14 protein-coding genes are annotated in these 13,071 nt (G+C 39.4%); 10 read left to right on the top strand and 4 right to left on the bottom strand.

Annotation, left to right across the window (positions count from 1 at the left end):
- Positions 1–176: 176 nt before the first annotated feature.
- The 4 genes from K2F45_RS03520 to K2F45_RS03505 all read right to left on the bottom strand — a co-directional run bounded on the left by K2F45_RS03520 (position 177) and on the right by K2F45_RS03505 (position 3,534).
- Positions 177–1,088, bottom strand: coding sequence for a ribonuclease Z (locus K2F45_RS03520; RefSeq protein WP_075990984.1), 912 nt, complete (start codon positions 1,086–1,088; stop codon positions 177–179).
- Position 1,089: 1 nt separating this feature from the next.
- Positions 1,090–1,470, bottom strand: coding sequence for an STAS domain-containing protein (locus K2F45_RS03515; RefSeq protein ID WP_075990983.1), 381 nt, complete (start codon positions 1,468–1,470; stop codon positions 1,090–1,092).
- 33 nt (positions 1,471–1,503) lie between these two features.
- Complete coding sequence (locus K2F45_RS03510; RefSeq protein ID WP_075994626.1) at positions 1,504–2,454, bottom strand: phosphoribosylaminoimidazolesuccinocarboxamide synthase; 951 nt, start codon at positions 2,452–2,454, stop codon at positions 1,504–1,506.
- A gap of 114 nt (positions 2,455–2,568) precedes the next feature.
- Positions 2,569–3,534, bottom strand: coding sequence for a PhoH family protein (locus K2F45_RS03505; protein ID WP_046672338.1), 966 nt, complete (start codon positions 3,532–3,534; stop codon positions 2,569–2,571).
- A gap of 351 nt (positions 3,535–3,885) precedes the next feature.
- Between K2F45_RS03505 and K2F45_RS03500 the strand changes: the two genes are divergently transcribed.
- From K2F45_RS03500 to lptC, 10 genes are all read left to right on the top strand, one after another.
- Positions 3,886–4,674 carry an SAM hydrolase/SAM-dependent halogenase family protein gene (locus tag K2F45_RS03500; RefSeq protein WP_120333588.1) on the top strand — a complete coding sequence of 263 codons (789 nt, stop codon included), beginning with the start codon at positions 3,886–3,888 and terminating at the stop codon, positions 4,672–4,674.
- A 156-nt stretch (positions 4,675–4,830) separates the two neighbouring features.
- Positions 4,831–5,385 carry a hypothetical protein gene (locus K2F45_RS03495; protein WP_248933011.1) on the top strand — a complete coding sequence of 185 codons (555 nt, stop codon included), beginning with the start codon at positions 4,831–4,833 and terminating at the stop codon, positions 5,383–5,385.
- 160 nt (positions 5,386–5,545) lie between these two features.
- The gene (locus K2F45_RS03490) at positions 5,546–7,381 is read left to right on the top strand and encodes an ABC transporter ATP-binding protein (RefSeq protein ID WP_075990981.1); all 1,836 of its coding nucleotides are present in this window, start codon (positions 5,546–5,548) and stop codon (positions 7,379–7,381) included.
- A 103-nt stretch (positions 7,382–7,484) separates the two neighbouring features.
- The gene (locus K2F45_RS03485) at positions 7,485–7,883 is read left to right on the top strand and encodes a hypothetical protein (protein ID WP_075990980.1); all 399 of its coding nucleotides are present in this window, start codon (positions 7,485–7,487) and stop codon (positions 7,881–7,883) included.
- Between the two features lie 77 nt (positions 7,884–7,960).
- A complete protein-coding gene (locus K2F45_RS03480; protein WP_075990979.1) occupies positions 7,961–8,620 on the top strand; it encodes a heme exporter protein CcmB in 660 nt (219 codons plus the stop codon).
- Positions 8,621–8,657: 37 nt separating this feature from the next.
- A complete protein-coding gene (ccsA, locus tag K2F45_RS03475) occupies positions 8,658–9,320 on the top strand; it encodes a cytochrome c biogenesis protein (protein ID WP_046672333.1) in 663 nt (220 codons plus the stop codon).
- Positions 9,321–9,467: 147 nt separating this feature from the next.
- Positions 9,468–9,677 (top strand): CcmD family protein, encoded by a 210-nt coding sequence (locus K2F45_RS03470; protein ID WP_046672332.1) that lies wholly within the window; start codon positions 9,468–9,470, stop codon positions 9,675–9,677.
- A 20-nt stretch (positions 9,678–9,697) separates the two neighbouring features.
- Complete coding sequence (locus K2F45_RS03465) at positions 9,698–10,681, top strand: DUF6427 family protein (RefSeq protein ID WP_088160167.1); 984 nt, start codon at positions 9,698–9,700, stop codon at positions 10,679–10,681.
- Positions 10,682–10,856: 175 nt separating this feature from the next.
- A complete protein-coding gene (gene bamG, locus K2F45_RS03460) occupies positions 10,857–12,182 on the top strand; it encodes a BamG family beta-barrel-assembly machinery protein (protein WP_248933010.1) in 1,326 nt (441 codons plus the stop codon).
- Between the two features lie 8 nt (positions 12,183–12,190).
- Positions 12,191–12,820: an LPS export ABC transporter periplasmic protein LptC gene (gene lptC / locus K2F45_RS03455; RefSeq protein WP_248933009.1), complete on the top strand. Its 630-nt coding sequence runs from the start codon at positions 12,191–12,193 to the stop codon at positions 12,818–12,820.
- Positions 12,821–13,071 lie beyond the last annotated feature (251 nt).

Here is a 13,071-nt window from a genome sequence, read left to right as displayed (position 1 = left end):
TATAATAAGCAATTATTCATAGGCGACTATTGGATGTTCAGTTGCTTTGATCAGCTTGTTCTACCTGGTAGTTTGCTTGTATCAATTCGTTTTACCCCACTGATTACTCCCATTTAATCGATTTCATTGATCTAAACCCATTCCTCCTTGGGATATAAAAGAAAATTTAAAAAAAACTAGACGGAAAACCATCTACCTTCCACAGAGAGTTCCGTATTTGGGAATACAGTTCTCGCTTCTTCCAATAGGGGATTTAAATCTCTGTACCGAGCTGAATAATGACCTAATAGCAACTTCTTTGCATGCGTTTCCTGGGCGATTTCTCCAGCTTCCAGCGCTGTTGTGTGAAACGTCTCTTTTGCGCGATCAACCATATCGTGTAAGAATGTAGACTCATGATACATCAGATTAGCCTTTTGCACATAAGGCAGATAGTCTGGCGTCCGTACGGTATCCGAACAATACACATAACTGCGCGATAAGGGAGCAGGAAGGCTCAGGTCGTCTGCACGATATACTGTACCGGTTTCATCGACGTAATCAAATCCTTTTTTGATCATCGGAAAATAGGCGGTAGGTATATTTAATTCCTGCACGACATCGCCCAACAATGTTCGCGCGCGGGGTCCCTCATCAAAACGAAAGCCGGTACAGGCAATACGATGCTTTAATGGAAAAGCACTTACTTTTAATGTTCTGTTTTCAAAAATAACGCCAGGCTGTTCTGGTGAAATCGGATGAAAAATAAGATTATAGCGTAAGATAGTCTCGGAATGCAAAAACTGCACGTCTAAAATTTCCTTTAACGCAGGCGGGCCATACAAATGGAGATCACTTTTTCGGCCGACAAGGTGCATCGATGAAAGCAGCCCCACCAAGCCCAAATAATGATCCCCATGCAAATGGCTAATAAATATATGTCCTATGCGATTGCTTTTGATGCCGTATCGGCTGAGTTGCATTTGTGTGCCTTCTCCACAGTCGATCAAAAACAATTGCTCATTAAAGTTCAGCACTTGGCTAGTCGGATGACGATCAAACATCGGCGTTGCCGAGCTATTTCCCAATATCAGAACTTCAAACTTCATATTAATCCTCAATAGTCCCCCGATACTCAGATTCCAATTCGTGCGCAAAGATTAAATCCTCCGCAACCTTTAATGATGGTGCTATTTTCAGCGATTTATCCAAATGCGATACACGAACCATATCCATTAACGTTGGACAAAGATTAACCAAAATAAATATGCCACCAACAGACTGACATAAACGATGGGCAAGCACGCCTAAACGAATACCTACCTCGTCCGTTTGCTTAACGTGGATCATATCCAAAACAATATTCCGTTGTCCAATCGTATTCCGCAACAAAAACTCCCCTTTGAGTTTAGCGGCGTTATCCGCGTCAATCACATCGACATGAGGTTCTATGACAATATAGCGATCGTGCTTATCAATGGTATACTTCATTAGTCTATCTCCTTTGTTTGAGGATACAATGTACTAATAATTTAGCGTTTTCAAGGCGTTTGCCACATTTCTTTCCACCCGTTCCAGTACGTTTTCCTGATCTGGGTACACAAACTTCTCTCCGACGATATGTTCGTATAGCTCAATATAACGTTCAGAAATGGAAGCTACTATCTCATCGGTCATCTCCGGAACGACCTGACCGTCTTTCCCTTGGAAGCCGTTTTCAATTAACCATTTGCGAACAAACTCCTTCGACAATTGCTTTTGTGACTCACCTTTTTCCTGGCGTTCCTGATAGCCTTCTGCATAAAAATAACGGGAAGAATCTGGTGTATGAATCTCATCGATCAACACAATTTTTCCATCTTTTTTTCCAAACTCATATTTTGTATCCACCAAAATTAGCCCTCTTTGCGCAGCAATTTCAGTACCTCTTTGGAACAATGCTTTGGTATATTGCTCCAATTGAATATAATCTTCCTCGCTTACGATACCCTTTTTCAAGATATCGGCACGTGAGATATCTTCATCATGTCCAACAGCAGCCTTTGTTGTCGGTGTAATAATTGGCTCAGGCAATTTGTCATTTTCTTTCAGTCCTTCTGGCAATGCCTCACCACATACTTCACGTTTGCCTGCAGCATATTCACGCCAAGCGTGTCCCGACAAGTAACCCCGAATAACCATTTCTACTTTAAACGGCTCACACATTTGACCGATAGTAACACTTGGATCCGGAACAGATACGACCCAATTTGGAATAATATCAGCCGTAGCCTTTAAAAATTTGGCTGCAATTTGATTCAACACCTGCCCTTTATAGGGTATAGGACGTGGAAGTACCACATCAAATGCCGAAATACGATCTGAGGCAACCATCGCCAAATAAGTATCGGCAATCGTATACACGTCACGTACTTTTCCTCGGTAAAAAGCAGTCTGATTTTCGAAATTGAAATTTGTTTCTTTTATAGCATTCATGTTCAAAGTAAAATTCAAATGTAAGTAATTGTTCATTTATGACTGCGTTTAATGGCATTCATAAATGCAGCGCATTTATTTAAGAGCTCGCTCGGCTCGATTTGTCTTTTAATATTAAATATCACCATACGCTTCGAGGATGCGGCGAACCAATTTATGCCGAACCACATCTCCACCGCTGAGGTGGATAATGTCTATTCCTTCGATATTCTCCAATAAACGAATCGAAGTAGACAATCCAGATTGATTTTTTTTCGGTAAATCTACCTGTGTCATATCACCTGTAACGATAAATTTTGCCGTCGGCCCCATACGTGTCAAAAACATCTTCAGCTGCATATCCGTTGCATTCTGAGCTTCGTCCAGAATCACAAAGCAGTTGTCAAGTGTTCGCCCACGCATAAATGCTAAAGGAGCGACCTCAATGGTCCGATTTTCCAGATAACCTTTTAGCTTCTCTGCTGGAATCATATCGTCCAATGCATCGTAGAGCGGTCTCAAATAGGGGTCTACCTTCTCCTTTAAGTCGCCAGGTAAAAAACCGAGATTTTCGCCGGCCTCTACGGCTGGTCTTGTTAGAATGATCCTTTTGATTTCTTTATTTCGAAGTGCTCGAACAGCTAATGCAACCGCCGTATAGGTCTTTCCTGTACCCGCCGGTCCGATAGCAAATAAGATGTCATTTTTCGAAATACTATCCACCATCTTCCGCTGGTTAGCCGTACGTGCACGTACAATAAGACCATTAGGTCCATACACGATCGGTTCGGATCCAAAGGCTGCATGTTTGGCCGCAAGTTCTTTTTCTTGTTGAACAGCAGAACCTGCACTTGCTCCAAGGAGATTTTCAAAATCCAATAAAGTAATGTTGTTAAATTTCTCCAGATGAGCCATGACTTCCTTAAACGATTGCTCAAACAGATCTAATTCCTTCGCGTCTCCCAACACCTTCATTTCACTTCCGCGAGCTACAATCCGCAGTTTTGGGAATTGCTTCTTCAAATAATCGAAGTGCTCATTGTCTGCTCCCCATAATATGGGCAAATTCAGACCATCTAATGCAATTAGTAATTCGTTCAAATTTTATCCTATTTAGAATTAATTAGATTGTAGCCATTACACACTATCGTTCCTGTATAATACTATTCAAAATTAACGTATTCTAACGAAACAACCAAGAAGATACAGCGTACAAACGACGATGATTTAGAAGCGTATGGAGACAGCCCACAAAGGGGCACAAAGATTTCATTATACATAAAATCTTCGCTATGTTTGTGTATATCAATCGAAAAAAGACAGATTCAAAATAAGTTATCCAATTAGCTTTATAAATCATCTGATAAATAGTAATTTTGTCCACTATTTAGATAAATTTAAGGGTATATTTAAGGGAATTCGACAGCAATTCGATCTAGGATTTAGATTATAATGGCAGTAATTACATTAACAACAGACTTAGGACACAAAGATTTTTATCAAGCCGCGTTAAAAGGTAGTCTTTTATCGCAGCTGTCCGATGCCAATATTGTTGATATTACCCACGAAATTCCAGCATTCAATATCCCTCGGGCGGCCTTTGTATTAGGTAACGCTTATCATTATTTTCCTAAAGGAACCGTACACATTATCGGAATTAACACCCTGTTTCATGAAGAGTCGAAATATATCGGCATGAAATACAACGATCATTATTTCGTCGGTGCCGACAATGGTATTTTCAGTCTATTGCTGAATGGCAATGAACCTCAGGAACTCTATGAGCTCAACTTAATGCAAGACCTTCGGTATCTTCACTTTCCGCTCGCAGATATCCTTTCTAAATCCGCCTGTCATATTGCCAAGGGAGGCAAACTGAAAGAAATCGGAACTTCAATGCAACAGCTCATCGAAAAAGTAACTTTGCAGCCTATCTTTGATAAAGACATGATCCGAGGCAACGTCATTTATGTGGATGCTTTCGGCAATGCCATTACCAACATCTCGAAAGATCTATTCAATAAAGTTCAAAAAGGACGTCATTTTGTCCTTTATTTCAAACGCAATGAAACCATTACCAACCTTTCCTGGCATTACAACGAAGTAGGAGAAGGCGAGAAACTTTGTTTATTTGGTATTTCCAACTACCTTGAAATCGCCATCAATAAAGGCAATGCAAGCCAGCTACTCGGACTTCATGATGATGATTCCAATGTAATTCGTATAGAATTTAAAGATTAATTTCATAAATTCATCTGTAGTGCTTTCGCTCCATTTTTTTTCCTTGGTCAAACTGATCGTAGGGCTAAACTTGTAGATGTAGCTTTATGGCAAAATAAAATTTTACCATGAACGTTAGTTTAAACTAAACATTTGATAAATAGATCGTCCAAATACATGATGAAATTTTTAAGATTCCTTCTTCCAATCACCGTTCTTTTTTGCTTCTTTGGACAGGCCAAGTCGCAAAACAACCCAGACTTCAGCTCTTTTGAGGTACAACGAAGCCGTGTAAATGACCTACTCGATGCCCGTCAACAGAAATTCGGGGCTTATGACACGAGCCTCACACAAAAAACAGGACTTTTTGGTCTTTTCAAATCAAAAGGTGACATGCAAAAGAGCATCGATATCCTTAAAGATATCGTCATCACAGATAACAACATTTTCCTGGAAACCCAAAAACTATTGAAAATCAAAGATTTTGAAAAAGATAAATACCAACAATTGGCAACAGATTACGACAAGCAAGTATCAGCCTATATAGGTACCATAAGTAAACTTCAAAAAGAAAACGAAAAGCTGCGGGCACAGGGAGAGAAAACATCCGGAAATCTACCGCTAAGCAACATCCTCCTCTATATCGCTTTACTTGTTATCGCCGTATTAGGATATATACTCTATAAATTTAAAGCGCAACAAACAGCTCCGAAACAACAAAATTTAGGATAAAGCATCACAGCAATAAGCATTTGCACAACGAAAAGCTACTTAAAACAGCTGTTTAAATCAGAAAAAGTACGATTCTATTCAAAAATTGACTAAAGTATGATAGCAATATATTTTTAATCTCTTTACATTTGTCCTCGCAACAAAATTTGAAGTAGCGGATATGGCAAGAGGATTCAACAGCGGTAATAAACAAGAAGAAGATCTACCAAAACCAAAATTGAATAAGGAGCTCCTATTGAGAGCATCTAAATTGATGACCTATTTAAAACCTTATCGGCTTAAATTTGGGGTCGGCATGTTTTTCTTGGTATTATCCAGTTTGGCCATGCTCGCCTTTCCGGCTTTGCTTGGTGCTATGATTGATGCTGCGCAAGGCAAGCAAACTTATCCATGGCTTGCACCACACGTCTATTATATTGGTGGAATTGCCTTTATTATTCTGTCTTTTCTATCAGTCGTCTCTTTTTTTCGTATACGAATCTTTGTTGAGATTGCTGAACGTACACTATCCGCATTACGCAAGGACACCTACCTCAAACTCATTTCATTACCAATCGAATTTTTCGCCAATCGCCGTGTTGGCGAATTAAACAGCCGCTTGTCTGCAGACCTTTCACAGATTCAGGATACGTTAACAACAACATTGGCTGAAATCTTAAGACAGTTGATTAGTCTTTGTTTTGGTGTATTTCTTTTGGTTTGGGTATCCCCCAAACTCGCGCTCATGAACCTTTGTATTTTACCGATCATTGTTGTGGCTGCTATTATTTTCGGAAAATTCATCCGCGAATTGTCCAGACAGGCACAGGATAAAATGGCCGAGTCAAATAGTATTGTTCAGGAAACATTGTTAGGGATAAGCAACGTAAAAGCCTTTGTGAATGAATATTTCGAATTCAACCGTTACAGTAATCAGATGGATTCAGTCGTGAAATTAGCGGTCAAAGGAGCTACCTTCCGAGGTGCTTTTGCCTCTTTTATTATCTTCTGTATTTTCGGTGCAGTGATCGCAGTTATCTGGTATGGAGCAGCATTAGTTTCTATCCATGAAATGACAGTAGGCGACCTAACGACCTATATTCTATATTCGATGTTTGTAGCAGGTTCTATGGGCAGTTTTCCTGAGCTATATGCCAATATCCAACGCTCTTTGGGAGCGAGTGAACGTATTTTGGAAATTTTGGATGAGCCACAAGAAAATCTCAATGTGAAACCTACTTGCAAGGAAGTCCACAAAACCATGACTGGTAAACTAAGCTTCAATCATGTTTCCTTTGCCTATCCAAGCCGTCCCGATATTGAAATCCTGAAAGACATCAACTTTACAGCCAATGCGGGTGATAAAATCGCCATAGTTGGCCCAAGTGGAACCGGAAAATCAACAATAGCTTCATTGATTCTACAATTCTACACAGCAAAAAAAGGGGAAGTAAGTTACGACGACAGGCCGGCATCCGATTTTGAGCTTTGTGATATCCGCAACCAGGTCGCTATCGTACCACAGGATGTTTTGTTATTTGGCGGGACAATTCGTGAAAATATAGCTTATGGTAAGCTCGAGGCTACAGAAGATGAAATTATAGCAGCTGCGAGACGTGCCAACGCGCATCAATTTATTTTAAATTTCCCTGAAGGCTATGACACCATTGTTGGTGAACGTGGCGTTAAACTCTCCGGTGGTCAGCGCCAGCGCATTGCCATTGCCCGTGCACTGTTAAAAGACCCTGCAATTCTTATTCTGGACGAAGCCACCTCTTCCTTAGACTCAGAGTCAGAAAGACAGGTACAGGATGCATTGGAAGAATTAATGCGTGGACGCACCTCGATCATTATTGCACACCGACTATCGACCATTGTTGATGCCGATAAAATTATCGTTGTCGAAAATGGAATCGTATCTGAAAGCGGTACTCACTTTGAACTGCTCCAAAAAGAAAGCGGTCTCTATCAGCATCTGTATAATCTGCAGTCAAAGCAGCAGAAAATTGATATGTAAAATTTTGTTAATTATTGATTCTTTTTAAACAAATTCACCCTGTGATTGTTCATTTGGTATCATACTTGATTATCATTTGAATATATAACAAAATAGAAGAATTATGAAAAATAGCAAAAATGGATTAGTGGCATTTGCTTTGGTAGGATTAGCTGCGGGAGCTGCTGCATGGTATCTTTTAGGAACTGATGATGGAAAAAAACAATTAGATCGTGCAAATGATGGCATTAAAAGCTTAACTAAGTCATTGAAAGATCTTTCAAAAAAAGAAGCTAAAAAGGCACAAAAACTAGCCAACAGAGCTTCGGCTGAACTAGACCATTTGAAATCAAAGGCACAAGCAGCGTTCAGCAGAGCTTCAGATGATGCAGATGCACTGAAAAACAAAGCAAAAGAAGCCGGCAGAGAAGCTTTGGACCACGCCAATAATGCCGCTCAAAATTTGGCAAGCAAAATCGACAATACAACTGATGCTGCAAAGTCCAAAATTTCTAACGCATAAGTAAAAAAACAGCTTTTTTAAGAATTGATGGTTTTGGTCACTCTCGTGGTCAAAATACATTTGTATCTTTGCTGCATATGACTTTGCTGCAACAGGTAAAAACTTTAATTCTTAAAGACATCATTCTGGAATGGCGTTCAAAATATGCTATTAACGGAATTCTACTATATGTCGTATCAACTGTTTTCGTTTGCTATCAAGCGTTCAAATCAGTTGATACGGCTACTTGGAATGCATTATTCTGGATCATTATGCTCTTCGCTTCGATCAATGCAATCAACAAAAGCTTCGTCCAAGAAAACCCAAACCGGCAACTTTACTATTATTCACTGATCGACCCTAGAGCAATCATTTTAGCGAAAGTCATTTACAATATGATGATGATGACTCTGCTGGCGGTCATTGCCTATTTTGTCTATTCGACAATATTCAGGAACCCTGTCGGTGATCCAACCCTTTACTTCATTTCGGTCATCTTGGGCAGCATAAGTTTTGCTACTGTTTTTACCATGATCTCGGGGATCAGCTCCAAAGCAGGCAACAATAGCACCCTAATGGCCATCTTGAGTTTCCCCGCCATTATCCCGCTGTTAATCGTATTAATCAAGCTGTCCCGCAATGCAATAGAAGGCCTGGAAAGGGCTTCCAGCAGCAAAGAAATAATCGTATTACTTGCAATTAATGTAATCACCATCACTATTTCTTTGTTGTTATTTCCGTACCTTTGGCGAGATTAAGTGTCAGAATTGAGAACAAACTAAATTCAATTTATCCATGAGAAAAAAATGGTGGAAAATATTAGCGGTAATGATTATCTGTGCAGTCATTATCAATGGTCTTTTAGGACCTGTTCCCCGCCTATTCATCCTTCACGAAAGCATACGAAATGTCTATTTTCATGTCCCAATGTGGTCTGCCATGTTCGTTATGTACCTGGTTTCCGTTATTTACAGTATTAAATACCTCAATACGGGCAAACAGGAGTATGATTTAATGGCCATTGAAGCTGTCAATACCGGAATAACATTTTGTTTTCTTGGACTTGCGACAGGCATGCTTTGGGCAAACATCACCTGGGGAGAACCCTGGCCAAACGATCCGAAGCTTAATGGCTCTGCAATAGCAACACTGATGTATCTGGCCTATCTGGTACTCCGTAATGCGCTGGAAGAAGAGCAAAAAAGAGCAAAAATATCTGCGGTGTACAATATCTTTGCATTTCCAATTATCATCGTGCTACTTTATATTCTACCAAAGATGACAGACTCTCTTCACCCCGGAAGTGGTGGAAACGCTGCCTTTGGCGATTTAAAAATGAGCAGCGAGCTACGTCCTACATTTTATGCAGCAATGATTGGCTGGCCAATGATTGCAGCTTGGATCTGTTCACTCCGCTATAGAGTACGTTTGCTCGAAAAGAAAGATTTGAACGCATAGAATTGAACGGCTAATACAATCCTCTATTTCTATCATAGAGAAATCGGGTAAAGCCCAATCAATAAAAAACAGGATATTACATAAATCAAATAGCGTGTATCGAATCATGTATAACAATGAAAACGACACGAATAATATTTTAAACAAATGAAAAAAATAACATTGTCAATCGCCTTACTACTCTTATCGACTTTGAGCACATTTGCACAAGATGATGTCGAGATGGCGACTGGATTGCGTAGCGAAGGTAAAATCTACGTTGTTGTATTGGTCATGTTGGTCATTTTTTTAGGTTTGGCTTTCTTCCTTTTCTTGCTCGATCGCCGTATCAGCAAATTGGAAAAAAAGAATAAATAGCATTTTATTGATCGCATACAATGATTATAAGTCAGTTTAGAAATTATTCACCCATCAATATTTTATTTCTATCCCTCGTGGGTTTTGTTTTATGTTTAGGCATATTTCTTCACCTTCCGGACAAACTTGATTCTGTAATCTTTGAACCTGCCTTGGGGAATCTTTTAGGAGAAAATAACTTAATCAACCTCTCTCCTTCGACCAATGTTTTTATCACACTGATCTTGACGATTTTTCAAGCAACGATACTCAATCGCATCACAAGCCATTTTAACCTGCTGGGCAAACCCAGTTTTTTGGTGGCTTTGATGTATATGTCACTGGCCAGCTTGTTTTTACCATTTTTGGTACTGTCCCCGACCCTGATCTGTAATTTTATTTCGATATGGATGTTAAGCAAGTTGCTCTCCCTCTATCGGCAGACAGATGTTAAAGCCGAAATGTTTGATCTCGGTATGATTGTAGGTATAGGAAGTCTGATCTACTTCCCGTTTCTGAGTATGTTCTTCCTATTGTGGATAGGCCTACTCATTTTTAGGCCCTTCAATTGGCGTGAGTGGATCACCCCTTTACTTGGCCTGGCAACAGTTTATTTCATCTTAGCGGTTATCTATCTATGGATGGGTAAAATGCAGCAGTTTTATACCATTTGGCTGCCGTTTACCTACAAATTCCCTACTGCTATTCGCATTCAATTAGTCGATTATCTGGTACTCGTCCCGGTAATCTTTACGTTAATACTCTTCCTTTTGGTATTGAAAGACAATTTTTTCAAAAGTGTCGTGCATATTCGCAAGTCATTTCAACTGTTGTTTTTTATGTTATGCCTAGCGATCGTCTCGTTTTATTGGAATAAAAAACTAACGGAGGCCCATTTTTTACTTTGTGCCCCTTCTATCGCTATTTATATGGCTTATTATTTCACCTATGCCAAAAAGAAATGGTTTTTTGAAGTCGTATACGCCATCATAACACTTACCATAATCTACTTTCAGTTTTTCTAAACTACTGTACAATAAGTGTTTAACCTTTTTTAACAAAATCGGCTTAACAAGCTCGCAAAAATTGAATAGTTTTGTATGCGATTAAAAGCAAAGAACATTTAATATAAGAGTCAGATAACTCGAAAATTTCACTAAAACTAAATAAACATTAGTTTCTCAATTTTATAGATTGACCATGCAGAAACGCTTTACAAGCTCTCTAAGAAATAAATCACTCCAACTGTTGTTAGCAGGTGGAATTTTAGCTAGTTCTACTACCGCATTTGCACAAAAAACGACATCCGCATCACCTTATTCTCAATTTGGACTTGGTCAGATGCGTGAAGATTTATTGCCACAATATAGAGGCATGGGAGGTGTCAATACCGCTATCCGGAGAATCAATGGTGTATACAATACCAACCCAAGCAACCCTGCATCTTATTCTGCAACACAGTTTACAACATTTGATGCTGGTTTATACGGGAATTACACGCAGTTAAATTCGACGACCAGATCCGATAATACTGCTGACTTTGCCTTTAGCCACATCACGATGACTTTCCCAATGAAACGATTTGGCGGTATCAGCTTGGGTATCCTTCCCTACTCAGATATAGGCTATCGGACATCTTCAAGTGGAACAGTCAATTCTGATCCCTATACGAAAGTATTCACGGGCGAAGGTGGTTTAACTAAAGCCTATGCGGGTTGGGGTGTACGCATTGTAAAAGGTCTGAGTATTGGTGCCAATATGTCTTATCTATTTGGAACCTTAAATGATTATAGCCGTGTAGAGTTTTTGCCTACATCCGGAGCATTAAATACGCAACAACAAAATAAGCGCGAAATCCAAGGAATTATCTTTGATTATGGATTACAGTACGAACAACCTTTAAATAGAGAATATTCGTTGATCGTTGGTTATTCAGGATCGCTAAATAATGACATCAAAGAAAGAACAACAATTTTTAATACAAGAATTACACCTTCAACGGATCCAGACAATCAAAACATTCCTTTGGATAGTACCTATGTTTCTGGCCGTAGCAGCAGGCATTTGACGCTTCCGTTGAAACACAATGTAGGTATTACTCTTGCACGTAATAACCGCTGGTTGGTAGGGGCCGATTTTAAATATGCCGATTGGTCAAGATTTCAGACAAGAGCGGGTGAAAACGAACTACGAAAGAATTATGGCGTAGCCATTGGCGGTCAGATTACACCAGATGTTACTTCGCTCAAATATTTGAACCAAGTAGACTATAGAGTTGGTTTCAGGTATAATAAAACACAATATTTCTTAAGCGACCAGAATATCAACGATATGGCGGTTACTGTAGGCGTAGGTTTGCCATTAGCAAGAAATCAATTTTCAGGGGCCTTCTCTAAAATAAATTTCTCTGCAGAATTTGGCCAAATGGGCAAAATCAGCAATAACCTCCTACGTGAGCGTTATATTAACTTTAATATTGGCTTTACCCTAAATGACCGCTGGTTTAGAAAACCTCCTTTAGATTAATTAATACGATGGTACGCAAGACGTTTGCTTCATCCATATTCCAAAATATATCGCCCCTAGTAATATTATCTTTACTAGGGGCGCTCTCATTGACCTCTTGCGAACCGGACCTCAAAGAGGTGGATCGCCTTGCCAACATGAAAAAGGAAGAGGCGGTCGACATTTCACGTCATGTCGATATTATCTATAGCGATTCCGCACGGGTAAAAGCGAATCTCACAGCGCCCGAAATGCGTATCAAACACGATAGCACCGAAGTATACGAATTTCCAAAAAGCATAAAAATCATCTTTTATGACGACAATTTAAAGGAAACCCAGCGAATCACTTCCGACCATGCCATCCGAAGGGAAAAAGAAAAGACGACCACCTTTACAAAAAATGTGGTGGTAACGATGGCCGACGGTTCTGTCATCAAAACAGAAGAGATTATCTATGACGAAAGTAAAGCCGATAGCAACAGCAAGATGACCTTTTATAATCATGTTCCCATTACGGCATTCTTTCGAGATAATCGCGGTAACTTACAAGGTTCATCATTTACTTCGGACAAAGATTTTAAACATGTCAATATAGCCAATGCAACTGGGTATACGGTCATTACCAACAACAACCTCTTCCCTTCGCTAGGTAAATAGCTCATCGTGGGCCATAAACCAGATTCCGGTTTGGTTTAAATGCAGCTATGGAACTGATACAATGGCTCCAGACTGTTTATTTACACGATTAAGTTATTCAAAACGAATCATTTGAACTAGAAGAGAACAAAAAACTACATTTTATACAAATAGTTTTCAAATTTGTTTTGCTACATTCAGGAAAATATTCCGTTTTTTTTTATAAAAATTGTATCTTGCACCGCATTTTGCTATGCTATGCATAAATTAAC

The sequence above is a fragment of the Sphingobacterium siyangense genome (genome assembly GCF_023277505.1).
Taxonomy (GTDB): domain Bacteria; phylum Bacteroidota; class Bacteroidia; order Sphingobacteriales; family Sphingobacteriaceae; genus Sphingobacterium; species Sphingobacterium siyangense.
Note: the sequence above shows the minus strand (reverse complement) of the source record. Positions and strands in the feature narration are given on the sequence as shown.

Excerpts from the sequence above, each read along its gene's own strand:
- K2F45_RS03520 (WP_075990984.1), bottom strand. The coding sequence starts at position 1,088 with ATGAAGTTTGAAGTTCTGATATTGGGAAATAGCTCGGCAACGCCGATG.
- K2F45_RS03515 (WP_075990983.1), bottom strand. The coding sequence starts at position 1,470 with ATGAAGTATACCATTGATAAGCACGATCGCTATATTGTCATAGAACCT.
- K2F45_RS03510 (WP_075994626.1), bottom strand. The coding sequence starts at position 2,454 with ATGAATGCTATAAAAGAAACAAATTTCAATTTCGAAAATCAGACTGCT.
- K2F45_RS03500 (WP_120333588.1), top strand. The coding sequence starts at position 3,886 with ATGGCAGTAATTACATTAACAACAGACTTAGGACACAAAGATTTTTAT.
- K2F45_RS03495 (WP_248933011.1), top strand. The coding sequence starts at position 4,831 with ATGATGAAATTTTTAAGATTCCTTCTTCCAATCACCGTTCTTTTTTGC.
- K2F45_RS03490 (WP_075990981.1), top strand. The coding sequence starts at position 5,546 with ATGGCAAGAGGATTCAACAGCGGTAATAAACAAGAAGAAGATCTACCA.
- K2F45_RS03485 (WP_075990980.1), top strand. The coding sequence starts at position 7,485 with ATGAAAAATAGCAAAAATGGATTAGTGGCATTTGCTTTGGTAGGATTA.
- K2F45_RS03480 (WP_075990979.1), top strand. The coding sequence starts at position 7,961 with ATGACTTTGCTGCAACAGGTAAAAACTTTAATTCTTAAAGACATCATT.
- ccsA (WP_046672333.1), top strand. The coding sequence starts at position 8,658 with ATGAGAAAAAAATGGTGGAAAATATTAGCGGTAATGATTATCTGTGCA.
- K2F45_RS03470 (WP_046672332.1), top strand. The coding sequence starts at position 9,468 with ATGAAAAAAATAACATTGTCAATCGCCTTACTACTCTTATCGACTTTG.
- K2F45_RS03465 (WP_088160167.1), top strand. The coding sequence starts at position 9,698 with ATGATTATAAGTCAGTTTAGAAATTATTCACCCATCAATATTTTATTT.
- bamG (WP_248933010.1), top strand. The coding sequence starts at position 10,857 with ATGCAGAAACGCTTTACAAGCTCTCTAAGAAATAAATCACTCCAACTG.
- lptC (WP_248933009.1), top strand. The coding sequence starts at position 12,191 with ATGGTACGCAAGACGTTTGCTTCATCCATATTCCAAAATATATCGCCC.